We start from the raw sequence: 25,834 nt of genomic DNA, 5'->3' as shown, positions 1-25,834 counted from the left end.
AAAGGAAAAACCTTATGCTGGCTCAACTGACCGCCATCCTGAACGATTGGCTCTATACCTACATCCTGGTCATCCTGCTCATCGGAGCGGGCCTGTATTTTTCCATCCGCACCCGGTTCGTCCAGTTCCGCCTGCTGGGGGAGGCATTCCGGGTGGTGCGGGAGAAGGGCGACGGCGGCGTCAGCTCTTTCCAGGCGCTGATGGTGTCCACCGCCTCCCGGGTGGGCACCGGGAACATTGCCGGCGTGTCCGCCGCCCTGTGTCTTGGCGGCGTGGGAGCGGTGTTCTGGATGTGGGTCATCGCCCTGCTGGGCGGGGCCTCCGCCTTTGTGGAGAGCACTCTGGCGCAGATTTATAAGGTCCACGACGGACGGGGCGGCAGCCGGGGCGGGCCTGCCTACTATATCGAGGCGGCGGTGGGCAGCCGGTGGCTGGCGGCGCTGTTCGCGGTGCTGCTGATTCTGACCTACATGGTGGGCTTCAACCTGGTGGCGTCCTTCAATCTGGTGGATTCCTTCGCTGGGTACGGCTTTTTTGACAGCCGTACGCCCCTGATCGCCGGGGCTGCCCTTGCTGTGGTGACGGCGCTGTGCATTTTCGGCGGGGGAAAGCGGCTCACCGCCATCACCGGCGTGCTGGTACCCGTTATGGGCGGCGCCTATGTGCTGATGGCGCTGGTGATGATCGTGCTGCACCTGGAGCTGGTGTCCGGCGTGTTGGCGGCGATTTTTGAAAACGCCTTTGATTTTCAGGCCATTTTCGGAGGCTTTACCGGCTCCGCCATGATGTACGGCATCAAGCGGGGACTGTTCTCCAACGAGGCCGGCGTGGGCTCCGCCCCCAACGCGGCGGCGGCTGCCTCCGTGTCCCATCCGGTGAAGCAGGGACTGGCCCAGATGCTCAGCGTGTTCATTGACACCCTGCTCATCTGCTCCGCCACGGCGTTTTTGTGCCTGTGCTCCGGCGTGGAACCGGACGCGGCGCTGAAGGGCGTGCCCTACGTCCAGGCGGCGCTGGCGGGCACCTTCGGCGGGTTTGGACGCTGGTTTGTCACCGGAGCCATGCTGCTGTTCGCCTTTACCACCATTTTAGGCAACTACTATTATTGTGAGAGCAACTTCCAGTACCTCCTGCGGCGGGACGCCAAACGCTGGGAGCTGGCGGTGTTCCGGCTGGCGGCGGTGTATATCGTGTTCCTGGGTGCGCGGATGGACTTCTCCCTGGTGTGGGATATGGCGGACGTGCTGATGGGCTGCATGGCCCTCATCAACCTGCCGGTGATCTGGAAGCTGGCGGAGCCGGTACTGGCGGCGCTGCGGGACTATCTGGTACAGAAAAAACAAGGGAAAGACCCGGCGTTCCGGGCGGCGGACATCGGCCTGGAAGGGCAGACGGATTTTTGGAACTAAATACCTGTCATAAAAGAGGATGCTTTCGCATCCTCTTTTTTACCGGTGTTATTTACGGAAAATTTTCAAATACTACTTGAAAAAGATAAAGCAACTGTGTAATATAGTAATGAAAACTAGATTTTAAGATTTGCGGGATTCTAAAAGGAGACGAGACCGATGGAAGCGGTATTGACAGCGAAACAAATGCGGCGGCTGCGGAAGCGCGTCATCGCCAGAAAGCGGAACGAGCCGCCTGTGCTGACAGTGGGGGAGGAAGTGTTCAACGCGGTGAGCCACGGCCTGGGCGCGGCGCTGGCGATAGCCGCCACGGTGCTGCTGCTGGCGCGGTCCGACACGGGAATGAAGGTGATGGCCTCCTGCTTCTACGGCGTGAGCATGTTTTTGATGATGCTGATGAGCAGTGTGTATCACGCCATGCCCGCCGGCTCCACCGCCAAGCGGGTGTGCCGCAGGTTCGACTATACCTCCATCTACCTGCTGATCGGTGGGACCTTCGCCCCCATTTTGCTGCTTTATGTGGGCGGAAAGCTGGGCATCACGCTGTTCTGCGTCCAGTGGGGCGTCATCCTGTTCGGCGTGACCGCGGTGGCGGTGTTCGGGCCGGGACGCTGGAGGGCCCTGCACTTCACGCTGTATTTCCTCATCGGCTGGAGCGGGCTGATGTTCCTCCCGTCCTTTTATCAGAACGCCCGGACGCTGCTGTGGTTCATCCTGGCGGGCGGCGTGGTGTATACCCTGGGCATGATCCCCTTCGCCCGAAACCGGAAGTATGACCATTGTGTCTGGCACCTGTTCGTGCTGGCCGCGGCAGCACTGCACTGGGTGGGAATTTATACGCAGATTTATTGAGTACAAAAAACGAGGCTTCGGTTACTCCGAAGCCTCGTTTTTCAGAAGAAGGGTTCTAGGGGGAACCTACAGTTAACACCGTTGCGGCATTACGATTGGCGGCTCCGGCAAGAGCCGCCAATCGTGCCGCTGCCTCGAAAGCGGCTCGCTTCTTCCGCCACAGGCGGCGCTTCGCCGCTTTCCCCCCAGTTCTTTTGCCGGAGGCAAAAGAAGGTATTTCAATCATTTTGGCAGGACATGTGCCTGCCGAAAATACCCCGACCCAGCCGCCAAGGGGCGGCGTTCACCAGTGACCGGCGTCACTGGTGGGGGGAATCTAAAGGGGGGACGCAGTCCCCTCTTTATTTCGTACCGAAAATGCGGTCGCCGGCGTCGCCCAGGCCGGGGACAATGTAGCCGTGCTCGTTCAGGTGGTCGTCCACGGCGCCGCAGTAGATGTCCACATCGGGATGGGTCTTCTGGATGTGCTCGATGCCTTCGGGGGCCGCCAGCAGGACCATCAGCTTGATGTTGACGCAGCCCCGCTTCTTCATCTCGGAAATAGCGGCCTCGGCGCTGCCGCCGGTGGCCAGCATGGGGTCCACGATCATAATGTCACGCTCCGCGATGTCCTTGGGCATCTTGCAGAAATAGACATGGGGCTCCAGAGTCTCCTCGTCCCGGTACATGCCGATGTGACCCACACGGGCGGAAGGCACCATGCGCAGCACGCCGTCCACCAGGCCCAGGCCAGCCCGGAGGATGGGCACCACGGCGAACTTCTTGCCCTTCAGGGTGGGGGCGGTGGTCTTGCAGATGGGGGTCTCTACTTCCTTGGTGGTCAGGGGCAGGTCCCGGGTGGCCTCATAGGTGATGAGCATACCGATCTCGGAGACCAGCTCCCGGAAATCCTTGACGCTGGTGTTCTTGTCCCGCAGGATGGTCAGCTTGTGGGCTACCAGGGGATGGTCCATGACATGTACTTTACCGCTCATAATCGTGTCTCCTTTGTGTTGTTTTTCTATCATCAAACAAATTGAAACCCTTATTTCTGCCGCAGGCGGTCGGCCTGGGCGGGACGGAGGTACACCGGCTCCAGCGCCTGGGCGCTGACCAGTTTTCCCTCCGCAGCCATGGCCTCCGCCTCCAGCGCAACGCTCATGGCATTCTGCATCACCAGATGGGCCGGGGCCAGGCGGCAGGGAATACCCGCCTCCGTCAGATGGGCAAAGCACAGCTTTGCGCCGTCGCCCACCACCGTCTTAGGCCGGGGGTCACTCCGCAGTTCCTCGGCCAGTTCTTCCAAAGCAATGGCCCGGTCGGGGGTCAGACGGGTGAGCCGGCCGTCCTTCGCCTCGAACAGGGCGTTGTAGACCTGCTGGCGGCGGGCGTCCATGGCGCAGATGACCAGGCCGTCGCAGAAGGCCACGTTCCGGGCCATAGCCGCCAGGGTGGATACGCCCACAGCGGGCTTGTCCGCCGCAAATGCTAACCCTTTGGCGGCGGCCACGCCGATGCGGATGCCGGTGAAGGAGCCGGGGCCGGCGGCCACGGCGATGGCGTCCATATCAGCCACCGCCAGGCCGGTGTTTTTCAGAATGTGCTCCACAATGGGCATCAGGGTGCGGCTATGGGTCAGGCCCGTGTCCTGATAGCCGGAGCAGAGAATTTTGCCGTCCTCGCTGACGGCGGCGGAGACCGCCTTGGCGGAGGTCTCCAGTGCCAGTATCTTCATGGGAGTTCGACTCCTTCTATGGTGATGGTCCGGGCCCGGTCGTCCTCCGGGCGGCGGGAGATGGTGACATAGACGGTCTCGGGGGGCATGGCGTCCGCCACCTGCTCGCTCCACTCCACGGCGCAGACGCCGCCGCGGTCCAGATAGTCCTCCCAGCCGATGTCGAACAGGGCGTCAGCGTCTGCGAGACGGTACATATCGAAGTGGAACAGGGGCAGCCGTCCGCCCTCGTACTCGTTGACGATGGTAAAGGTGGGACTGGTGACCCGGCCCGTATAGCCAAGGCCCTTGGCGAGACCCCGGGTGAAGGCGGTCTTGCCCATGCCCAGGCCGCCCCGGTAGGCCACCACCGCGCCGGGGGTCAGAACAGCGGCCAGACGTTCCCCCAGGGCCTCCGTCTCCGCCTCGCTGCGGGAGAGATATTCCATGCAATGATGCCGCCTTTCCGCAATCCAGATTTTTGCCGCAAACAGTATAACACATTTTAAATAAACTGTAAAAGAGTTTTGCCCGCGTTTACAAAACTTTTTTCCCGTGGTATACTGCACCATAGAATTTTATGCCTTGAAGAAAGGTTTTTTTGATATGCTGCGTCGTTTAAAAGATATTCTGGCGGACTTTTTCCGCCAGGCCGACCTGGTGCTGCTGGCGCTGTGCTGTATCGCCACGCTGTTCGGCATGGTGCTCATCGCCAGTGCCACAAGTTATATGGGACTGTCGAAGGTCATCCGCTATGTGGGCGTCCAGGGCGTAGCGCTGCTGCTGGGTGTGTGCGTGTACATCGCACTGTCCATGGTGGACTTCGAGATTTTGATGAAAAAGTGGAAGTGGCTGGTGCTGTTTGACATCTTGTTCATCGGGCTGCTGCTGACGCCACTGGGCGTTTCCGACAACACCGGCAACACGGCATGGCTGAAATTCCCCTTTATCCCCTTCAGCATCGGCCCGGCGGAGGTGGTGAAGATCTCTTTCACGCTGCTGCTGGCCAAGCAGATTGAGTGGCTGCGGGTGGAGAAACGGGATTTAAAATCCTTCCGGGCCGCCCTTTTCGCGGCGGGGCACACCTTCCTGCTGATGGGGTATTACTTCGTAATCTCCGGGGACATGGGCAACGCCCTGGTGTTCTTCTTCATCTTTCTGGCCATGGCCTTTACGGCGGGCTTTGCCCTGCGGTGGTTCGCTCTGCTGCTGGGCGGGGGCGGCGCGGCTGTGGCGGCAGTGTTTTTGCTGGACCTGGTGCCGGATTCCATGAAGTATATGCTGGACCGCTTTATCGTGGTGTTCGACCACAGCTACGACCCCCTGGGCAAGGGCTGGCAGCAGTCCAGGAGCCTGCTGGCCATCGGTTCCGGCGGCCTGCTGGGACAGGGGTATCTGCAGGGCACCCAGACCCACAGCAGCTATAAGACCAATCTGCCCGCCCGCCACACGGACCTGATCTTCGCCGTCTGCGGCGAGGAGCTGGGATTGGTGGGCTGCCTGCTGGTGATGGTGCTGCTGGCGGCCATTATCGTCCGCGTGCTGATCGTGGCGAGGCGGGCGGAGACGCCCTTCCAGAGCAACGTCTGCGTGGGCATGGCGGCTATGCTGATCTTCCAGACCATTATCAACATCGGCATGTGCCTGTTCGTGGTGCCGGTCATCGGCATCACCCTGCCGTTTTTCAGCTACGGTGGGTCCTCCATCGTGACGCTGTTCGCCGCGATGGGCGTGGTGTCCAGCATCAAAAAGAGGTCGCCCACTATGCGGCGGACGGTGCGGCTCCTGCGGAACTGAATCGAAAAAGCGGCTGTTTTTCAGCCGCTTTTTTGCATATTTCACGCCGCTGGGAAAAGACTACTCCTGTACCAAATCATACAGGAGGGCATCACCTTGAAACTACGATCTTTCAAACGCGCCGCCGCGCTGGCGCTGGCGGCAACCCTGGTTCTGGGCGGCAGCGCCCAGGCCCTGTTCGGCAAAAAACAGGCTCCCGCCGTGGCAGAGGAGGGCGCGCCCACCGCCCAGGACGTGGAGGTGCGGACCTACCGGGGCATCCCCGTCCAGGGCCAGTTCCTGGCCTCTGACAGCGAGGGGGAGGACATGACCTTCGCCCTGGTGGAGGAGCCCCGGAAGGGCACTGTCACCATCCAGGGAGCGGATTTCACCTACACGCCGGATGAGGGCGTCACCGGCGGGGACAGCTTCACCTACGCCGCCACCGACAGCGCGGGGCACATCTCCCAGCCCGCCACGGTGACGGTGACCATTGAAAAGACCAAGTCCGGCGTCACCTACGCCGACACAGAGGGCAGTTCCGCCGCTGCCGCCGCCCAGCATCTGGCGGAGGCAGGCATCTTCACCGGCACCAAGATCGGCGACCAGTATTATTTCCAGCCCGACGCGGAGGTCTCCCGCAGCGAATTTCTGGCGATGGTGATGGAGACGGCGGGCCGGGAGGTCACGCCGGTGACCATGACCGGATTCTGTGACGATGCGAGCATCCCCACCTGGGCCAAGGCCTACGCCGCCGCGGGCGTGACGGACGGCATCGTCCAGGGCAAGACCACGGCGGAGGGCGCGGCCTTCCGGGGTGAGGAGCCCATCACCTTCAATGAGGCGGCCACGGTGCTGGACCGGGTGCTGGACCTGGGTGACGTGGAGCTGGACGTGTGGTACGCCGACCGGGAGGCGGTGCCCTCCTGGGCGGCCCAGGCCGTGGGCAACATGGAGGCGGTCAGCGTCCTGGCTGCCGGCAGCTTCGGCAGCCAGACCATGGAGCAGGCGGTGACCAGGGCTGACGCGGCCCGGATGCTCTCCCCCGCCAAGACCCTGCTGGACGGCGAGGAGCCCGAGGGCCTGTTCCGCTGGCTGGGCTGATACTAAAACGACGAAAGAGGAAGGGGGGAAGGCCCCTTCCTCTTTTTTGATTCGTGGTTTTAGCGGTTGTATTCGTGGCAGAATTGTGCTAAACTAGGAAAAATTATAATAGAATCACTATGTGCATCCGGCGTTTACCGGGTGTGGAAGGGACCGAACATCTATGAAAATCGTTGTTTTGGCAGGCGGATTGTCCACGGAACGGGCTGTCTCCCTGGTGACGGGCAGCTCCGTGTGCCGCGCCCTGCGGGAGAACGGCCACCGGGCTATTTTAGTCGATTTGTTTTTGGGCGTGGAGACCCTGCCCGAAGACCCGGAGACGCTGTTTGACGCACCTGACGGCCTGTGCCCCGACGCGAAAATCGAAGTCACCGCGCCGGACATCGAGGCGGTGAAGCAGAGCCGGAAGGACCGGAGCGGGCGGCTGTTCGGCCCGAACGTGCTGGAGCTGTGCGGCTTGGCGGACATCGTGTTCCTGGGCCTCCACGGTCAGGACGGCGAGGACGGCCGGGTCCAGGCCACCTTCGACCTGCTGGGCATCCGGTACACCGGCGGCGGGTATCTGGCCTCCGGCCTTGCCATGGACAAATCCATGACGAAGCGGATGATGGATTCCGCGGGCATCCCCACCGCTCCCTGGCGGGATATTCCGTTCTACACCGAGGCGGACATTCCCGCTCTAGTGGAGGAACTGGAAGTGCCCTGCGCGGTGAAGGTGGTCAACGGCGGGTCCTCTATCGGCGTGGTTCTGCCTGACACGAAGGAGGAACTGGAGAAGGCCCTGGGGGAGATGCTGCGCTACGGCAGCCACATCATCGTGGAGAAGAAAATTCACGGCCGGGAGCTGACGGTGGGCGTGCTGGGCGACCGTGCCCTGCCCGCTGTGGAGATCGTCCCCGCTGTAAAGGAATTTGACTATACAGCCAAGTACCAGACCGGCGGTGCCCAGGAGATCTGCCCCGCGCCCATCACGCCGGAGCAGCAGGAGGAGATGGGCGCCCTGGCGCTGAAGCTCCACCGCACTCTGGGGCTGGAAGTCTACTCCCGGACGGACTTTCTGCTGGACGATGATGGCAAGTTCTGGTGCCTGGAGGTCAACTCCCTGCCGGGCATGACCGCCGCCAGCCTGGTGCCAAAAGAGGCCGCCGCCATTGGCATGACCTACAACGAGCTGTGCGAGGAGATCGTGCGGCTGTCCTATCCCATCAAGAGGAGAGGGTGAGCCTATGGAACCCATGACTATCCAAGAGATCGCCGCCGCCGTGGACGGCAAGTGGCTGAATCCAAGAGAGAATGCCCCCGCCGTCACCGCTGTCTGCACCGACAGCCGGAAGCTGACACCGGGCTGCCTGTTTCTGCCCTGGGTGGGGGAGAAGTTCGACGGCCACGATTTTATCGATAAGGCGTTGGACAATGGCGCTGCCGGGTGCCTCTGCGCCCGGGTGCCGGAGACGCTGCGCGGCGACAAATTTTACATCCAGGTGGCGGACACCCGGCTGGCCCTGCGGGCCCTGGCCTCCGCCTATCGGGACAAATTCGACATCCCCGTGGTGCAGGTCACCGGCAGCGTGGGCAAGACGACCACCAAGGAAATGATCGCCGCCGTCCTGGGGGCCAAATACCGGGTTTTAAAGACCCCGGAGAATTTCAACAACGACATCGGTACGCCCCTGACCCTGCTGGGCCTGAAGTCTGAGCACCAGGCGGCGGTCATCGAGACGGGCATGAACCACTTTGGAGAGATCGAATACCTGGGTGCCATGGTGCGCCCGGATGTGGCGGTCATCTCCAACATCGGCGATGCCCACATCGAATTTTTGGGCAGCCGCCAGGGTATCCTGCAGGCGAAATGCGAGATTTTCGCGCATCTGAAAGAGGGCGGCCTGGCCGTCCTTAACGGGGACGACTCCCTGCTGGACACCGTGGATATTCCCTTCCGCACCGTCCGCTGCGGCCAGTCCGGGCATTGTCAGGCCCGCATCACGGAGGTGACGGACCACGGCGTGGAGGGTATCACCTGCACGGTGGAGACGGCGAAGGACGTCTACCGCCTGTCCATCCCCGCGCCGGGCGTCTACATGGCCTATTCCGCCTCCATCGCCGTAGCGGTGGGCGAGGAGCTGGGCCTGAGCCACGACGAGATCGTCCGGGGCGCGGCAGCTTACGAGCCCGCCGGTTCCCGGATGCGGGTGGTGCGGCTCCCCGAGGGGCGCATCATCCTGGACGACTGCTACAACGCCAACCCCCAGTCCGTCACCGCGGCGCTGGAGGTGCTGGCCAAGACCGAGTGCGACCACCGGGTGGCGGTGCTGGGCGACATGGGCGAGCTGGGCGACTTGACGGAGCAGGCCCACTACAACATGGGCGCCCTGGCGTCCATGCTGGGCATCGACTTTGTGGTGGCCATCGGAGAAAAAGCGGCGAAAATTGCCGACGGGACTGCCCAGAGCGGCGGCGAGGTCCTACATTTTGCAACGAAAGAGGAAGCAATCGGGGCGCTGAAGGAGGAACTGAGGCCAAATACCGCCATGCTGGTGAAGGCATCCCACGCCATGCACTTCGGCGCCCTGGTGGAAGCGCTTCAGAGAGAGTATGATTGAGATACAGGTAAACGGCCTGGTCAAATCCTTCGAGGTGGGGAAAAACGTGCTGGACGGCCTCACCTTCCAGATCGACCAGGGCGAGCGGGTGGGCCTGCTGGGACGGAACGGCGCGGGTAAGACCACCTTATTCAAGATATTGACGGGAGAGCTGGATTATGACGAGGGCCAGGTCACCATCGGTCAGGGCCGCCGTCTGGGCCTCATCTCCCAAATTCCCGTATACCCCGCCGGGTATACGGTGGAGGATGTGCTGCGCTCCGCCTTCTCCCGCCTGCAAAAACTGGCGGAGGAGATGGAGCGGCTCACCGCCCGAATGGCGGAGGGCGACACCGACCCCGCCACACTGCGGCGATACGGCGCCCTCAGTGAAAAATTCGAGGTGTTCGGCGGCTATGACACCGACGTGGCGGTGAACAAAATTGCCAATGGCCTGTCCATTTCCGACGAGCAGCGCAAGCAGCTGTTCGACAGCCTGTCCGGGGGCGAAAAGACCCGGGTGAACCTGGGCCGCCTGATTCTGGAGGACACGGACATCCTGCTGCTGGACGAGCCTACAAACCACCTGGACCTCCACGCCACGGAGTGGCTGGAGGAGTACATCCGGGGGTTCCGGGGCACCGTGGTGGCCATTTCCCACGACCGCTATTTCCTGGACCGCATCGTCACCCGGGTCATTGAGATCGAGGGCGGCAAGGCGGAGTTTTACAGCGGAAATTACAGCTTCTACGCCGTGGAAAAGGAGCGCCGCTTCCAGGAGCGGATGAAGCAGTACGAAAAGGAGCAGGCCAAGATCGAGCAGCTGGAAAAGGCGGCGGAGCAGCTTCGGATGTGGGCGTTCCAGGGCATGGACAAGACCTACCGCCGGGCGATCTCCATGGAAAAGCGCATCGAGCGGATGCGCACCACCGCCAAGCCTACCAAAGCGAGAAAAATCGACGCCCGGTTCTCCACCGCCGAGTTCCACGGCGACGAGGTGCTGGCCCTGCGGAACCTTGCAAAATCCTATGGGGACAAGCACCTGTTTGACGGCATCAACCTGAAGATCGAGGGGGGCGAGCGCATCGCCCTCATCGGAGACAACGGAACGGGAAAGTCCACCTTAATCAAGATGATCATGGGGGAGCTGTACCCGGACGACGGACGTATCCGCACCGGCCCCCAGGTAAAAGCGGCGTATCTGCCTCAGATCATCCACTTCGACCACCCGGACTGGAACATGGTGGAGAACATGATGGCCGCCAAGCGGGGCCTTTCCGCCCAGTCAGCCCGGAACCGGCTGGCGGCCTATGATTTCCGGGGCGAGGATGTGCTGAAACCCGTCTCCGTCCTCTCCGGCGGCGAGCAGAGCCGCCTGCGGCTTTGCATGCTGATGGACGACGACATCAACTTCCTGATCCTGGACGAGCCGACGAACCACCTGGACATCGCCTCCCGGGAGTGGATCGAGGAGGCGGTGGAGGCCTACGACGGCACACTGCTGTTTGTCAGCCATGACCGCTACTTCATCAACCGCTTCGCCACCCGCATCTGGGAGCTGGCGGACGGCACCATCACCGATTATCCCATGGGTTTTGCCCAGTACCGGCAGATGAAGGCCCAGGAGGAGGCGGAAAAGACAGAGCCGCCAAAGCCTGTGAAGGAAAAGACCGTTATAGAACGTCCCCAGCGGGGAAACAAGACCCAGCAGGCCGCCCGGCGGCAGCTCACCATCTGCGAGCGGGACATCGCCAGGGCGGAGGAGCGCATCGCATCGCTGGACGGTGATATGGAGGCCGCCGCCTGCGACTATGAGAAGCTGAACGCGCTGGTGCAGGAGAAGGAAGCTGCCCAGGCGGAGCTGGACGCGCTGTACGAAAAATGGGAACAGCTTAGCGAGGAAGCAGGAGAATGACAAAGCGGGAAAACATACAGGGTGCGGCTGCCGCGCTGCTGGCCCTGGCGGGCGTTGTCCTGATAACCGTCCGGCCCTGGGGCATGCGGTTCTCCGGCTTTCTGCTGGTGGGACTGGCGGCGGTACTGGCCTTGGCACTGCTGCTGGACCGCTGGGCGGCAAAGTCGAATACGGGCCGCCTGTGCCGGCGGGCCTTTCGGACTGCTTTGGTGCTGGTACTGGTGCCGCTGACGGTCTTAGAGGGCTATGTGATCCGGGAGGGAAACACGGACCGCTCCGCCATTCCCGCTGACGCGGTCATCGTTTTGGGCGCGGGCGTCAATGGAAAAGTACCGTCCCTGTCCCTGTACACCCGGCTGACCGCGGCGCTGGACTATCTGGAGGAGAACCCGGACGTCCCAGCGGTTTTGACCGGCGGAAGGGGCTACGGCGAGGAGATCACCGAGGCTCAGTGCATGTATGACTGGCTCACCGCCCGGGGCGTGGACCCGGCGCGGCTGATTTTGGAGGAACGGGCCGGGAACACAGCGGAGAATTTCGCTTTTTCCAAGGATTTGCTGGAGGAACATGGCATCGACCCGGCAGAGGACAACGCGGCGGTGGTCACCAACGATTTCCACATTGCCCGCTCCCGCCTCATCGCCGCCCGGCAGGGCTACGGCCACGCCTTCGGCGTTCCGGCGGAGCTGCCGTGGAAGCATCTGGAAGTGAATTACTATCTGCGGGAGGCCTTTGCCATGGTAAAGACCCTGATTTTTGACTGAGGAGAACCATATGAGCGACGTATTATGTATCTATTACTCCCGGACGGGCAATACCCGGTCCGCCATGGCGGAGATCGCCCAGGCGCTGGACGCCGAGCTGGTGGAGCTTCAGGACGGCGTGGCCCGGGGCGGCGCCCGCGGCTGGCTCCGCTGCGGTATGGACGCCATGCGCCGGACCACCAAGCCCATCAAGCCCTTTGAGACGGCGCGGCCAGTGAAGGAGTACCGGCTGGTCATCGTCGGCTCTCCGGTCTGGGCGGGGCGGTGCAGCGCCGTGACCCGGGACTTTTTGAAGCGGTACGGCAAGGAGCTGCGAAACGCCGCGTATGTGGTCACCCGGGGCAGCGAGAACAGAAGCGAAGAAGTGTTTGAACAGATGGACCTGTACGTCCCCGCCGGACACCAGGCGGCGGTATCCCTGCGGCGGGGCTCTGTGGGCTATGCCTTCTGGCAGGAGGAATTCCTGCGCCAGACCCGGGACTTTTTGAACGGACAGAAGAAGTAGCGGCCGTGTTCTTTTCAAATTTTTGAAAGGAGCGGCGGTATGCTGGATAAACTAAAAGAACTGGCCCTGCGGTACGAGGACCTGGAGGCCCAGCTTTCGGACCCCGCCGTCTACGGCGACGCGGCCCGGCTGCGGCAGGTCAACCGGGAGCGTAAGGAGCTGGAGCCGGTGGTGGAGACCTACCGGGCCTGGCTGCGGGCCGAACAGGACCGGGCTGAGGCGGAGGAACTGCTTCACGACCCGGATTTCCACGAGCTTGCCCAGGAGGAATTTGCCTCTGCCAAGCTGGAGCTGGACCGGCTCCGGGAAAAACTGCGGATTCTCCTGCTGCCCAGGGACCCCAATGACGAGAAAAACGTCATCATGGAGCTCCGGGGCGGTGTCGGCGGCGAGGAAGGCGCGCTGTTCGCGGCGTCTTTGCTGCGGATGTACACCATGTACGCCCAATCCAAGGGCTGGAAAATCGACATCGTGAATATGAACGAGACGGAGCTGGGCGGCGTAAAGGAGTGCAGCGCCGTCATTGAGGGCGAGGGCGCCTGGTCCCGGCTGAAATTCGAGAGCGGCGTCCACCGGGTCCAGCGGGTACCGGAGACGGAATCCGGCGGCCGCATCCACACCAGCGCCGCCACGGTGGCGGTACTGCCGGAGGTGGAGGAAGTGGACGTGGAGCTGAATCCTGCAGACATTGAGATGCAGGTGTTCCGATCCTCTGGCGCGGGGGGCCAGCACGTGAACAAGACCTCCTCCGCCGTCCGGCTGATCCACAAGCCCACCGGCACGGTGGTGGAGTGCCAGCAGGAGCGGAGCCAGTTCCAGAACCGGGACAAGGCCATGCGCATCCTAGCCTCCAAGCTGTACGAGGAGGAGCGCTCCCGCCGGGACGCCGCAACGGCGGCGGAGCGGAAGAACCAGGTGGGCAGCGGCGACCGCAGCGAGCGCATCCGCACCTACAATTTCCCCCAGGGCCGGGTGACGGATCACCGCATCGGCCTGACGTTATATAAAATCGACGCCATCATGGACGGCGACCTGGATGAACTGATCGACGCGCTGGTCACGGCGGACCAGGCGGAAAAGCTAAAGAACGGCGGCGAGGAAGCCGACGGATAAAGATAGAGGCGAACGATATGCAGACGATTTATTATGACCTGCGGGACACCAAGGGACAGCAGAAGGAAATTGAGGATAAAATCTCCGCCGCCGCCAAGATCCTGCGGGAAGGGGGACTGGTGGGCATCCCCACGGAGACGGTGTACGGACTGGCTGCTAACGGCCTGGACGAAACAGCCGTCAAGCGGATCTTCGAGGCCAAGGGCCGTCCCCAGGACAATCCCCTGATCTTGACCATTCCCGGCCAGCAGTGGCTGCCCCGGTACTGTAAGGACATCCCGCCCCTGGCCTATGTGCTGGCCCGGAAATTCTGGCCCGGCCCCCTGACCATGATCTTGAAATGCCGGACGGATGTGGTGCCCTCCATCATCACGGCGGGACTGGACACGGTGGCCATGCGCTGTCCCAACCACCCCGTCACCCTGGCCATCATCCGGGAGGCGGGCATCCCGGTGGCGGCGCCCAGCGCCAACACCTCCGGACGGCCCAGCTGCACCACCGCCCAGGACGTGCTGGAGGATATGGACGGCAAGATCGAGGGCGTGGTGGACGGCGGTCCCTGCACCGTGGGTGTGGAGTCTACCATCCTGGATCTGACCTGCGACCCGCCCCGGCTGCTGCGTCCCGGCGGACTGCCTCTGGAGGCGCTGGAGCAGCTCATTGGGCCTATCGCCGTGGACAAGGCGGTGGTCAGCCCCCTGCAGGAGGGCGAGCAGCCCAAGGCCCCCGGCATGAAATACCGCCATTACGCCCCCAAGGCCCCGGTAACCGTGTTCACCGGCGCGCCGGAGGCCTCTGCCCGGGAGATCGCCCGGCGGGTGGGTCCCACCACCGGCGTTATTTGCTTTGATGAGTTTGCCCACCTGTTTCCCCAGCAGGAGGTACACACCCTGGGCCCCAGCAACGATAAGCTGGCCCAGGCCCAGCGGGTGTTCGACGCTCTGCGGACCTTCGACAACAGCGATGTGTCGGAAATTCTGGCTCAGTGCCCCGACAGCCGGGGCCTGGGACTGGCGGTGGGCAACCGGCTGAAAAAGGCCGCCGGGTTCCACATTGTGGAGTCTGACAGCCAGCGCATCGTGCTGGGTCTCACCGGCGGCACCGGCGCGGGCAAGACCAGCGCCCTGAATGCCATCCGGGAGCTGGGCGGCGAGATCATCGACTGCGACGCGGTGTACCACGAGATGCTGGACCACGACCAGGAACTGCGGAACACCATCAACGCCACGTTCCCCGGTGTCTTCGGCCCCGACGGAAAGCTGAACCGGCAGAAGCTGGGCCAGGAGGTCTTTGCCAAAAAAGAGCGGCTGGACAAGCTGAACGCCATCGTGTTCCGCTTCCTCATTCCGGAGCTGGAGTGGCGGATGGACAGCATCCCCGACGGCCTGTACGCCATCGACGCCATCAACCTCATTGAGAGCGGCCTGGACCGGCTGTGTGACCGCACCATCGCGGTGACCGCCCCCACGGAGCTGCGGGTGCGGCGCATCATGGCCCGGGACAACATTACGGAACAGTATGCCCGGCTGCGCATTTCCGCCCAGAAACCGGATGAGTTCTACCGGGGCAAGTGTGACCTGGAACTGAACAATGCCGCTGATACGCCGGAGAAGTTCCAGCGGGAAGCGAAGAAATTCTTCGAGCGGCTGGTGGAAGCGCTGCGGGAAGAAAAGCGCCACGGAAACAAATAATACCTGGGAGGGTTACCAATGTCTGACGAGATCAAGGAACTGAAAGAAAAGCTGTTCTCCGGCAGGAAGAACGGCTACGACCGCTTTGACAGCACGGAGCAGGCGGCCATGGAAGCCTACTGCGACGGCTACAAATCGTTTTTGGATAAGGGCAAGACGGAGCGGCTCTGTGCTGTCGAGACCATCCGCCTGGCTGAGGAGAAGGGCTACAAGCCCTATGTCCGGGGTATGGAGGTCAGCAGCGGCGACAAGGTGTATCTCTGCAACCGGGGCAAGTCCGTCATGCTGGCACACATCGGAAAGAAGTCCCTGGCGGAGGGCGCCCAGATCGCCGCCGCCCACATCGACTCTCCCCGGCTGGACCTGAAGCCCAATCCCCTGTATGAGGAGAGCGAGCTGGCGTACTTCAAGACCCACTACTACGGCGGCCTGCGGAAGTACCAGTGGGTCACTATTCCCCTGGAGCTGCGGGGGGTCATCGCATTGAAAGACGGCACTACCGCGGCGGTGAACATCGGCGCGGAGGAGGGCGACCCCAAGCTGGTCATCACGGACCTGCTGCCCCACCTGGGCCAGGAGCAGAGCAAGAAGCCCCTGGCGGAGGCGGTGCCCGGCGAGACGCTGAACCTGCTGCTGGGCAGCCGCCCCATCGGAGACGAGGACGACACCGGCCGGGTGAAGCTGGCGGTGATGAAGCTGCTGAACGAGAAGTACGGCATCACCGAGGACGACTTCACCTCCGCCGAGCTGGAGGCTGTCCCTGCCGCGGGCGCCTGCGACATCGGCCTGGACCGCTCCCTCATCGGCGCCTACGGCCACGACGACCGGGTGTGCGGCTACGCCGCGCTCAAGGCCCTGCTGGACCTGGAGGAGACGCCGGAAAAGACCGCCGTCTGCGTGCTGGCGGACAAGGAGGAGATCGGCTCCGACGGCGTGACGGGCATGCAGTCCGCCGCTTTCGACACCTTTATGGAGGACCTGTGCGCCGCCCAGGATGTGCCTGTCCGGGTGTGCTTTGAGAAGTCCTTCTGCCTCAGCGCCGACGTGACGGCGGCCTACGACCCCGACTATGCCGAGGTCTACGAGAAGCGGAACGCCGCCTTTGTGAACTACGGCATCGGCCTTTGCAAGTACACCGGCGCCCGGGGCAAATCCGGCGCCAGCGACGCCGACGCCGAGACCGTGGCCTACGTCCGCCGCCTGTTCGACGACGCGGGCGTTATCTGGCAGATCGCGGAGCTGGGCAAGGTGGACGCCGGCGGCGGCGGGACCGTGGCTATGTATATGGCCAACCGCAACATCACCACCCTGGACGCGGGCGTGCCGGTGCTCAGCATGCACGCCCCCTTCGAGACGGTGGCCAAGCTGGACTGCTGGGAGACCTACAAGGGCATGAAGGCCGTGTACGAAGCGAAAAACTGAATCCATCCACGGGAGACGCCGCCGCAAGGGGCGTCTCCTTTTTGCGCTCTTTGGCAAATTGCCTACGTATGGCGGACATCTGCCCGTGAGATTCCCCATTTCTCCCAAAAGAAATTTGGCGTTTTTGGTTGTGCGGGGCCAGAAAATATGGTAGGATAAGCAACATGGAAAGACATTTGACCGTAGGAGGCGGACGATATGGCAAAAGCGATCAAGTATTACATCGTGGCGGCGGATGCGCTGCCGGAGATTTTTGTGAAAGTCGCGGAGGCCAAGCGCATGATGCAGACCGGCGAGGTGGACACCGTGGGCGCGGCCACGAAGCTGGCAGGCATCAGCCGCAGCGCGTTCTATAAGTACAAGGATTCCGTGCAGCCCTTCAACGACATGAAGTCCGAGCACATCATCACGTTCTACGCCATGCTGAAAGACAACACCGGCGTGTTGAGCCGGGTGCTGTCGGTGTTCGCCACCTCCGGCGCCAACATCCTGACCATCAACCAGAGCATCCCCACCAATGGCTGCGCCGCCGTCACCATCTCCGCCGAGACCAGCGAGATGGCGGAGTCTCTGGAGCAGCTGATCGCGGACGTGTCCGGCCTGGACGGTGTGGTGAAGTTCGAGATCCTGGCAGGCTGAGAAAGAGGAGAGCGTACATGATACAAATTGCGATCATGGGCCTGGGCACCGTCGGCACCGGCGTTGCCAAGGTCGTAGCGGAAAACGCCAAGCAGATCGAGCACAAGCTGGGGGAGCCCCTGCAGGTGAAGACCATCCTGGTCCGGCACTTCAAGGACGGCCCGTACCGCCAGCTGATGACCGACGATTTCAAGAAGATCGAGGAGGACGACGACATCCGCGTGGTGGTGGAGACCATCGGCGGCGTGGAGGCGGCCTACGAGTATACAAAGCGGGCGCTGATGGCGGGCAAGCACGTCGTCACCGCCAATAAGCAGCTGGTGGCGGAAAAGGGCTGTGAGTTGCTGGAGCTGGCGAAGAAGAAAAACGTCAACTACCTGTTTGAGGCCAGCGTGGGCGGCGGCATCCCCATCCTGCACCCCCTGACCCAGTGCATGGCTGCCAACCGTATCGACGAGGTGTACGGCATTCTGAACGGCACCACCAACTATATCCTCACCCGCATGGTGCGGACAGGCGCGTTTTTCTCCGACGCCCTGCGGGAGGCCCAGGCCAAGGGCTACGCCGAGGCCGACCCCACCGCCGACGTGGAGGGCATCGACGCCGGGCGCAAGACCTGCATCCTGGCGGACCTGGCCTTCGGCCACCAGGTGGACCCCGCCTCCGTGCCCATGGAGGGCATCACCAAGCTGTCCCTGCGGGACGTGAAGATCGCCCAGCGGGCGGGCTACCGGATCAAGCTGCTGGGCCGTGCCGTCCGGCTGCCCGGCGGCGGCCGCACCGCCTACGTCGCCCCCCACCTCATCCCGGAGGAGAACCCCATCTCCAATGTGGAGGATGTGTTCAACGCCGTGGTGGTCCGGGGCAACGCCACCGGTGAGGTCATGTTCTACGGCAAGGGCGCGGGGGAGCTGCCCACTGCCTCCGCCTGCGTGGCGGACGTGATGGAGTGCCTCCAGGCCAGTCCCAAGCGGGAGGAGATCGGCTGGTCGCCGGAGACCGCCGGTTTTGAGGACCCCATGGAGCTCCACACCCGGTACTACTTCCGCATCGAGGGCAGCCTCACCGACGCGGCGTTGGCCTTCGGCCAGGTGGAGGTCCTCAGCGAGGACGGCGAGACCGCCTTCCTCACCGACCGCATCAGCGGCCAGGACGCCGAGCAGCAGTCCAAGTGTCTGAATGTGCTGGCCTGTATGCGGGTGTTGGCGTGATTGCCAAAGACGCGGTTCTCTGCGTATAATGGGGCGGAAGCCCCTATCCCAATCTGAAGCAAAGAAGGAAACAAAATGAGTTTGATCGTACAGAAATTCGGCGGCACCTCCGTGAAGGACGCCCAGCGCATCCGAAATGTCGCCGGTATCATCGCGGAGACTTACTTACAGGGCAATGACGTGATCGTGGTGCTGTCCGCCCAGGGCGATACCACCGACGACCTCATCGCCAAGGCGGAAGAGATCAATCCCCACGCCTCCAAGCGGGAGATGGATATGCTGCTGTCCACCGGCGAGCAGATCTCCGTGGCGCTGTGCGCTATGGCCCTGGAGTCCATGGGCCTGCCCTGCGTGTCCCTGGCGGCCTGGCAGGTGGGTATCCAGTCCACCAGCGTCCACTCCGACGCCCGCATCAAGAAAATCGATTCCGAGCGCATCCAGTCCGAGCTGGACCAGCACCGCATCGTCATCGTCACCGGCTTCCAGGGCGTGGACCGCAACGGCGACGTGACGACCCTGGGCCGGGGCGGTTCCGACACCAGCGCGGTCGCTCTGGCCGCCGCCTTCCGGGCGGACCTGTGCCAGATCTATACCGATGTGGACGGCGTGTACACCACCGATCCCCGCATCGTCCCCAACGCCCGGAAGCTGGAGGAGATCACCTATGACGAGATGCTGGAGCTGGCATCCCAGGGCGCCCAGGTGCTCCACAACCGCAGCGTGGAGCTGGCAAAGAAGTTCAGAGTGAATTTGGAAGTCGTGTCCAGCTTGGAGCGCAAGCCCGGCACGAAAGTTAAGGAGGTCACCAAAGTGGAAAAAACCAATATCGCCGGCGTCGCAAAGGACACCAGCATCGCCCGTGTCGCCCTGATCGGCCTGCAGCACAATCCCGGCGTCGCCTTTCAGGTCTTTGACCTGCTGAGCAAGCACAACATCAACGTGGACGTCATCCTGCAGTCCATCGGCCGTGAGGCCACCAAGGACATCACCTTCACCGTCCATAAAAAGGACCTGGAGGAAGTGGAGGACATCCTCAACGAGCACAAGGAGGCTCTGCGGTTCGACCACATCGAGGCCGACGAGCACATCGGCAAGGTCTCCATCGTGGGCGTGGGCCTGATGAGCAACTGCGGCGTGGCCGCCAAGATGTTCGAGGCCCTGTATGAGGCCGGTATCAACATTCAGATGATCAACACCTCTGAAATTCGTGTCTCCGTCCTGCTGGACGAGGCCGACGTAAACCGCGCTGTGAAGGCCATCCACGCCAAGTTCTTCGACGAGATCTGAGCCGTCCAGGGGGGATTTTATCCCCCCTAGATACGCTTTTCGGGCCGGAGACCCGAAAAGCGATACCCCCTCACGCCCGCACGCGGTCGTGTCGCTGCGGCGGGCAGAGGTGTTCCGATAGAAGTGTGCCCCAGGGTAGCTTCTCTTGCCCCTTCGGGGCAATTCACCTTCAATTCCGCCGGAACGGTATAGGAAAGCTGCAAAGGGGCGTACCGAAATGTACGCCCCTTTGTGCATCCTTCGTGTTTACTTTTCTGCGTCCGGTATGCTAAAATAAACCATTCAAAAGAGACTGCCGTCTCAAGAGGAGGAAACATATGAACGCCATCGTCACCGTCATCGGCAGGGACAAGGTGGGCATCATCGCCGCCGTCTGTGCTTTGCTGGCCGAAAACAACGTCAATATTCTGGACATCTCCCAGACCATCCTGCAGGGCTCCTTCACTATGGTCATGGCCGTGGATGTGGAAAAGGCCAAGGTCCCCGTGGGCGACTTGCGGGTGCTGCTGGAGGAGCTGGGGAAGAAGATGGAAATTTCCATTCGTATCCAGCGCGAGGAAATCTTTGACGCCATGCACCGCATCTGATTTTCGAGGGGGAGCAGGCTCCCCCTCGACCTCCCCCTCACCAGTCTGCGGACTGGTGTGTGCGCCCCGAGGACGCACAGGTCGGGGGATTTTCGCCACGTACACGCCGCGGCGAAAATGATTAGAAAGATTCATCCGTCCTTGGCGGATGAACTATGGAGGCAAGTTTATGCTCAATCAAAAGGACATCCTCTCCACCATCGAGATGATCGACCAGCAGCATCTGGACATCCGTACTATCACCATGGGTATCTCCCTGCTGAGCTGCTGCGATCCGGACCCGAAGCGGGCCTGTGAGAAGATTTATGAGAAGATCACCCGCTACGCCGAAAAGCTGGTCAAGACCGGCGAGGACATCGAGCGGGAATTCGGCATCCCCATCGTCAATAAGCGCATTTCCGTCACGCCCATGGCCCTGGTGGCAGGCGCCAGCGACACGGAGGACTATGTCCCCTTCGCTATGGCTTTGGACCGGGCGGCCCATACCTGCGGCGTCAACTTCATCGGCGGCTACTCCGCCCTTGTGCAGAAAGGCATGACAAAGGCGGACGAGCTGCTCATCCGCTCCATCCCAGAGGCCCTGGCTCGGACGGAGCTGGTGTGCTCCTCCGTCAACGTGGGTTCTACCAAGGCGGGCATCAACATGGATGCGGTAGCTCTCATGGGCCGCATTATCAAGGATACCGCCAAGGCCACGGAGGACCAGGACGGCTTGGGCTGTGCCAAACTGGTAGTGTTCTGCAACGCCGTGGAGGACAACCCCTTCATGGCAGGCGCTTTCCACGGTGTGGGCGAGGCGGAGAAGGTCATCAACGTGGGCGTCTCCGGCCCCGGCGTGGTGCACCACGCTCTGCAGGCCGTGAAGGGCCAGCCCTTCGATGTGGTGGCGGAGACGGTGAAAAAGACCGCTTTCCATGTCACCCGAATGGGCCAGTTGGTGGCTCAGGAGGCCTCTCGCCGCCTGGATACCCCATTTGGCATCGTGGACCTGTCCCTGGCTCCTACCCCCGCCGTGGGAGACAGCGTGGCACGTATTCTGGAGGAGATGGGGCTGGAGACCTGCGGCACCCACGGCACCACGGCGGCCCTGGCCCTGCTGAATGACGCGGTGAAGAAGGGCGGCGTCATGGCGTCCTCCTCCGTAGGCGGTCTGTCCGGCGCCTTTATCCCCGTCAGTGAGGACGAGGGTATGATCGCCGCCGCCCGGCAGGGCACGCTGTGCCTTGATAAGCTGGAGGCCATGACCTGCGTCTGCTCCGTGGGTCTGGACATGATCGCCGTCCCCGGCGACACCCCGGCGGAGACAATTTCCGCCATCATTGCTGATGAGGCGGCTATCGGCATGGTGAACTGTAAGACCACCGCCGTCCGCCTTCTGCCTGCCCCCGGCAAGACCGTGGGGGACACCGTTGAGATGGGCGGATTGCTTGGCAGCGCCCCGGTGATGCCGGTCCATTCCGAGTCCAGCGCGGACTTCATCGCAAGAGGCGGCCGTATCCCCGCCCCCATGCACAGTTTGAAGAACTGAAAAAATCCGTCCGAAAGGCAAGTTCCTTTCGGACGGATTTTTTATTTTGCGGGTTCGGCAAACTTCGCCTTGTCCCGGTCGATCTGCTTCTGGTAGCGGTCCTGCTCGGAGAATACGCAGCCGCAGTATTTCTGCATGTAGAAGCCCAGCTCCCGGGCCCGCTGGTTGCCTGCCCGGAAATTGGGGCGGAAATCCCGGTACAAAAACTCCACGCCATATTGCTTGGCGTACTTCTCCGCCGCCCGGACGATGCCATCGTGGTCCTGGTAGAGGCTTGCCAGCAGGGTAGAGGTGAAGGCCTTGAAGCCATGCTCCGCGGCGTATTTGGCCGTGCCCTCGATGCGGTGCTCATAGCAGTAGACGCAGCGGTGTTCGATGTCGTCCGCCACATGGCGGACAAAGTCTTTCAGACCGTAGTCCTCCTGAACGCACACCTCCATCCCGATAGTGGGGGCGTACTCCAGCAGGCAGTCCCGCCTGGCCTGATACTCCTTCCAGGGGTGGATGTTGGGATTATACCAGAAAGCCACCGGCTCGATGCCCTCGGAGCGAAGGGGGTCGATGCAGGAGAGGGAGCAGGGGGCGCAGCAGGTGTGCAGCAAAACGGTATCCATGGGAAAAACCTCGTTTCCATTCTAGACTGGGACAAGTATAGCATACTCTTTTATGGAAGAAAAGGATAAACATTCTTAACAGATTCTTTACAGCTTTCGGTGGGTTTTCCGATTGCACATTTTGTCGGAAAAGAGTATGATACCAAAGAATATGATACCATGCGATTGCTATATGGCTCCCTAAGGCAATCGTTTTCCTGCAAGGAGGCAAATGCGTTGAAAGTAGGACTTGACGTTGGCTCCACCACGATCAAATGTGTGGTGCTGGACGGCGCGGACAACATCGTTTACAGTACATACGAGCGGCATTTCAGCCACATTCTGGAAAAATCCGAGGAGCTGCTGCGCCGTGTAGCGGAGCAGTATGTCCCCGGCGGAAAGGCCGACCTGGCCATTTCCGGCTCCGCGGGCATGGGCATGGCGGACAGTGTGAACGTTCCCTTCGTCCAGGAGGTGTTTGCTACCCGTGTGGCGGCCAACCGGCTGGTGCCGGGCACGGATGTCATCATCGAGCTGGGCGGCGAGGACGCCAAAATTTTGTTTCTGACCGGCGGCACCGAGGTGCGGATGAACGGCTCCTGCGCCGGCGGCACCGGCGCCTTCATCGACCAGATGGCGACCCTTCTGAAAATGACCGCCGACGAGATGGACGACGCCGCCCAGAAAGCAGAAAAGACCTATACCATCGCGTCCCGCTGCGGCGTGTTCGCCAAGAGCGACGTCCAGCCCCTCATCAACCAGGGCGCCCGGGCAGAGGACATCGCCGCCAGTATCTACCAGGCGGTGGTGAACCAGACCATCGCGGGCCTGGCCCAGGGGCGGCCCATCAAGGGCAATATCCTGTACCTGGGCGGGCCGCTGACCTTCTCCCGCTGCCTGCGGAACAGCTTTGACAAGACCCTGGGCGTCAAGGGCACCTGCCCGGAGAACAGCCTGCTGTTCGTGGCCCTGGGCGCGGCGTATTACTCCGACCAGGAATTTGACCTGAAAGAGGTGTCGGACCGCCTCCAGGCCCACGGCGCCTCCGAGACCTACCGCTCCCAGCCTCCCCTGTTTGCAAGCGAGGCGGAGTACGAGGCGTTCAAGGCCCGCCACGCCAAGGCGACGGTGCCCCGTGTGCCCTTCGGCCCGGACTACGCCGCCCCGGTGCATATCGGCATCGACTCCGGCTCCACCACCGTCAAGATGACCGTCATCGACCAGGATGCCCGTATCCTGTTTACCGACTACCGGCCCAACCTGGGCAACCCTGTACCCCTCATCCGTGAAGTGCTGCAAAAGCTCTACGACGAGCACCCGGCTCTCCATGTGGCCTCCGTTACCACCACCGGCTACGGCGAGGACCTGGCGAAAAACGCTTTCCACGCCGACTACGGTGTGGTGGAGACCGTGGCCCACTTCACCGCCGCCCGCCACTTCCTGCCCAACGTGGATTTCATCATCGACATCGGCGGCCAGGACATGAAGTGCTTCAAGATCGAGGACGGCGCCATCAGCAACATCTTCCTGAATGAGGCCTGCTCCTCCGGCTGCGGCAGCTTCCTCCAGACCTTTGCCCAGGCACTGGGCTATGACGTGAAGGAGTTTGCCAAGCTGGGTCTGTTTGCGGACAGGCCCGTGGACCTGGGCAGCCGCTGCACCGTGTTTATGAACTCCAGCGTGAAGCAGGCCCAGAAGGACGGGGCGACGATTGAAAATATCTCCGCGGGCCTGTCTATCTCCGTGGTGAAAAACGCCATTTACAAGGTCATCCGGGCCGCCTCTCCCGAGGAGCTGGGCCGGAACATTGTGGTCCAGGGCGGCACGTTCTACAACGAGGCCGTTCTCCGGGCCTTTGAGAAGGAAATGGGCGTGGAGGTCATCCGCCCCGACATCGCGGGCCTCATGGGGGCCTACGGCGCGGCCCTGTACGGCCGGGGCAAGGCCGCCAGCGGCCAGACCAGCACCTTGCTGGACCGGGAGGCCCTGGCGAACTTCCATCAGGAGACCCGCAGCGAGGTCTGCGGACGCTGCGGCAACAACTGCCAGCTCACCATCAACACCTTCGCCGACGGCGGCACCTTCATCAGCGGCAACCGCTGTGACCGGCCCGTCACTGGCAAGGCGGACACCGGGGAGCGGAACCTGTACGCCTATAAGCGGAAGCTGATCCTGGGCTACAAGCCCGTTCCCGGCAAGCGGGGCAAGATCGGCATTCCCCTGTGCCTGAACATGTGGGAGCTGCTGCCCTTCTGGTACACCTTCTTCACGAAGCTGGGCTTCGCGGTGTACCACAGTCCCCTTTCCAGCCGGGACCTGTATTTGAAAGGCCAGGGGACCATCCCCAGCGACACCGCCTGTTTCCCGGCGAAGCTGGCTCACGGCCACATCCAGTTCCTCTCCAAGCTGGGGCTGGACGCCATCTTCTACCCCTGCATGACCTATAACATCGACGAGGGCCTGGGCCAGAACCACTATAACTGCCCCGTGGTGGCCTATTACCCGGAGGTCATCGCCGGCAACTGCCCGGAGATCAAGGATAGCAAGTTCATTTACGACTATGTGGGCATTCACCGGCCCAAGGACTTTACGAAGAAAATTCACGACATCCTGCGCCGCTCTTTCCCGGACATCACGAAGAGCGAGGTGAAGGAGGCCGCTGACGCGGCCTATGCCGAGTACGCCCACCACATGTCCCTGATTCGGAAAGAGGGCGAGCGCATCATCGACCAGGCCCGGGCGGAGGGCCGCCGCATCATCGTGCTGGCGGGCCGGCCTTACCATGTGGACCCGGAGGTCAACCACGGCATCGACACCCTGATCACCCGCTTCGGCGCGGCGGTGGTGACGGAGGACTCCATTTCGAACCGGGTGGAGAAATTCCCCACCACGGTGCTGAACCAGTGGACGTACCACTCCCGCCTGTACGCGGCGGCGAAATACTGCTGCTCCCAGCCCGACATGGATCTGGTGCAGCTGGTCAGTTTCGGCTGCGGCGTGGACGCCATCACCTCCGACGAGACCCGGGAAATTTTGCAGGCAGGCGGCAAGCTGTACACCCAGCTGAAGATCGACGAGATCACCAATCTGGGCGCGGTGCGCATCCGCCTGCGGAGCCTGTTCGCCGCCCTGGACGAGCAGGACGAAAAACGAGAGGAGGCGTGAG

22 protein-coding genes are annotated in these 25,834 nt (G+C 62.3%); 18 read left to right on the top strand and 4 right to left on the bottom strand.

Going from position 1 to position 25,834, the window contains the following annotated elements:
* The first annotated feature begins 14 nt into the window (after positions 1-14).
* On the top strand, positions 15-1,409 hold the full coding sequence (locus JQM68_RS08490) for an alanine/glycine:cation symporter family protein (protein ID WP_235222578.1): 1,395 nt from the start codon (positions 15-17) through the stop codon (positions 1,407-1,409).
* 159 nt (positions 1,410-1,568) lie between these two features.
* Entirely contained in the window at positions 1,569-2,261 is a 693-nt protein-coding gene (gene trhA / locus JQM68_RS08485) for a PAQR family membrane homeostasis protein TrhA (RefSeq protein WP_235222577.1), read from the top strand.
* Positions 2,262-2,602: 341 nt separating this feature from the next.
* Here trhA and upp read toward each other — a convergent pair whose 3' ends face one another.
* Genes upp through tsaE form a run of 3 tightly spaced genes read right to left on the bottom strand, consistent with a single transcriptional unit; the run spans position 2,603 to position 4,403 of the window.
* On the bottom strand, positions 2,603-3,235 hold the full coding sequence (upp, locus tag JQM68_RS08480) for a uracil phosphoribosyltransferase (protein WP_235222576.1): 633 nt from the start codon (positions 3,233-3,235) through the stop codon (positions 2,603-2,605).
* A gap of 50 nt (positions 3,236-3,285) precedes the next feature.
* Complete coding sequence (gene tsaB, locus JQM68_RS08475) at positions 3,286-3,975, bottom strand: tRNA (adenosine(37)-N6)-threonylcarbamoyltransferase complex dimerization subunit type 1 TsaB (RefSeq protein WP_235222575.1); 690 nt, start codon at positions 3,973-3,975, stop codon at positions 3,286-3,288.
* Complete coding sequence (gene tsaE / locus JQM68_RS08470; RefSeq protein WP_235222574.1) at positions 3,972-4,403, bottom strand: tRNA (adenosine(37)-N6)-threonylcarbamoyltransferase complex ATPase subunit type 1 TsaE; 432 nt, start codon at positions 4,401-4,403, stop codon at positions 3,972-3,974. The genes tsaB and tsaE overlap by 4 nt, the downstream gene beginning before the upstream one ends.
* A 157-nt stretch (positions 4,404-4,560) precedes the next feature.
* On the opposite strand from tsaE, the gene JQM68_RS08465 reads away from it, so the two are divergent.
* The 15 genes from JQM68_RS08465 (at position 4,561) to JQM68_RS08395 (ending at position 22,075) form a co-directional block, all read left to right on the top strand.
* Positions 4,561-5,751 carry an FtsW/RodA/SpoVE family cell cycle protein gene (locus tag JQM68_RS08465; protein ID WP_235222573.1) on the top strand — a complete coding sequence of 397 codons (1,191 nt, stop codon included), beginning with the start codon at positions 4,561-4,563 and terminating at the stop codon, positions 5,749-5,751.
* Positions 5,752-5,847: 96 nt separating this feature from the next.
* Positions 5,848-6,834 carry an Ig-like domain-containing protein gene (locus JQM68_RS08460; protein ID WP_235222572.1) on the top strand — a complete coding sequence of 329 codons (987 nt, stop codon included), beginning with the start codon at positions 5,848-5,850 and terminating at the stop codon, positions 6,832-6,834.
* Between the two features lie 163 nt (positions 6,835-6,997).
* A complete protein-coding gene (locus JQM68_RS08455) occupies positions 6,998-8,056 on the top strand; it encodes a D-alanine--D-alanine ligase family protein (protein ID WP_235222571.1) in 1,059 nt (352 codons plus the stop codon).
* A 4-nt stretch (positions 8,057-8,060) separates the two neighbouring features.
* The gene (locus JQM68_RS08450; RefSeq protein WP_235222570.1) at positions 8,061-9,434 is read left to right on the top strand and encodes a UDP-N-acetylmuramoyl-tripeptide--D-alanyl-D-alanine ligase; all 1,374 of its coding nucleotides are present in this window, start codon (positions 8,061-8,063) and stop codon (positions 9,432-9,434) included.
* A complete protein-coding gene (gene abc-f, locus JQM68_RS08445) occupies positions 9,427-11,328 on the top strand; it encodes a ribosomal protection-like ABC-F family protein (RefSeq protein ID WP_235222569.1) in 1,902 nt (633 codons plus the stop codon). The genes JQM68_RS08450 and abc-f overlap by 8 nt, the downstream gene beginning before the upstream one ends.
* Positions 11,325-12,092 (top strand): YdcF family protein, encoded by a 768-nt coding sequence (locus JQM68_RS08440; protein WP_235222568.1) that lies wholly within the window; start codon positions 11,325-11,327, stop codon positions 12,090-12,092. The genes abc-f and JQM68_RS08440 overlap by 4 nt, the downstream gene beginning before the upstream one ends.
* Before the next feature lie 10 nt (positions 12,093-12,102).
* On the top strand, positions 12,103-12,597 hold the full coding sequence (locus JQM68_RS08435; protein WP_235222567.1) for a flavodoxin family protein: 495 nt from the start codon (positions 12,103-12,105) through the stop codon (positions 12,595-12,597).
* 39 nt (positions 12,598-12,636) lie between these two features.
* Positions 12,637-13,710, top strand: coding sequence for a peptide chain release factor 1 (gene prfA / locus JQM68_RS08430; protein WP_235222566.1), 1,074 nt, complete (start codon positions 12,637-12,639; stop codon positions 13,708-13,710).
* Positions 13,711-13,727: 17 nt separating this feature from the next.
* Entirely contained in the window at positions 13,728-15,401 is a 1,674-nt protein-coding gene (locus JQM68_RS08425; protein WP_235222565.1) for an L-threonylcarbamoyladenylate synthase, read from the top strand.
* Positions 15,402-15,419: 18 nt separating this feature from the next.
* Positions 15,420-16,823, top strand: a complete 1,404-nt coding sequence (locus JQM68_RS08420; protein WP_235222564.1) for an aminopeptidase — start codon at positions 15,420-15,422, stop codon at positions 16,821-16,823.
* A gap of 198 nt (positions 16,824-17,021) precedes the next feature.
* Positions 17,022-17,462: an ACT domain-containing protein gene (locus JQM68_RS08415; RefSeq protein ID WP_235222563.1), complete on the top strand. Its 441-nt coding sequence runs from the start codon at positions 17,022-17,024 to the stop codon at positions 17,460-17,462.
* A 17-nt stretch (positions 17,463-17,479) separates the two neighbouring features.
* A complete protein-coding gene (locus tag JQM68_RS08410) occupies positions 17,480-18,673 on the top strand; it encodes a homoserine dehydrogenase (RefSeq protein ID WP_235222562.1) in 1,194 nt (397 codons plus the stop codon).
* Positions 18,674-18,748: 75 nt separating this feature from the next.
* On the top strand, positions 18,749-19,960 hold the full coding sequence (locus JQM68_RS08405) for an aspartate kinase (RefSeq protein WP_235222561.1): 1,212 nt from the start codon (positions 18,749-18,751) through the stop codon (positions 19,958-19,960).
* A 317-nt stretch (positions 19,961-20,277) separates the two neighbouring features.
* Entirely contained in the window at positions 20,278-20,547 is a 270-nt protein-coding gene (locus JQM68_RS08400; RefSeq protein ID WP_235222560.1) for an ACT domain-containing protein, read from the top strand.
* A 169-nt stretch (positions 20,548-20,716) separates the two neighbouring features.
* Entirely contained in the window at positions 20,717-22,075 is a 1,359-nt protein-coding gene (locus tag JQM68_RS08395; RefSeq protein WP_235222559.1) for a PFL family protein, read from the top strand.
* A 41-nt stretch (positions 22,076-22,116) separates the two neighbouring features.
* On the opposite strand, the gene JQM68_RS08390 is transcribed toward JQM68_RS08395, so the two are convergent.
* Positions 22,117-22,689 carry an epoxyqueuosine reductase QueH gene (locus JQM68_RS08390; RefSeq protein WP_235222558.1) on the bottom strand — a complete coding sequence of 191 codons (573 nt, stop codon included), beginning with the start codon at positions 22,687-22,689 and terminating at the stop codon, positions 22,117-22,119.
* A 216-nt stretch (positions 22,690-22,905) separates the two neighbouring features.
* On the opposite strand from JQM68_RS08390, the gene JQM68_RS08385 reads away from it, so the two are divergent.
* A complete protein-coding gene (locus JQM68_RS08385) occupies positions 22,906-25,833 on the top strand; it encodes an acyl-CoA dehydratase activase (protein ID WP_268821451.1) in 2,928 nt (975 codons plus the stop codon).
* The last annotated feature ends 1 nt before the right edge of the window (position 25,834 follow it).

This window comes from Oscillibacter valericigenes (assembly GCF_021531435.1).
GTDB classification, from domain to species: Bacteria; Bacillota; Clostridia; order Oscillospirales; family Oscillospiraceae; genus Oscillibacter; species Oscillibacter valericigenes_B.
Note: the sequence above shows the minus strand (reverse complement) of the source record. Positions and strands in the feature narration are given on the sequence as shown.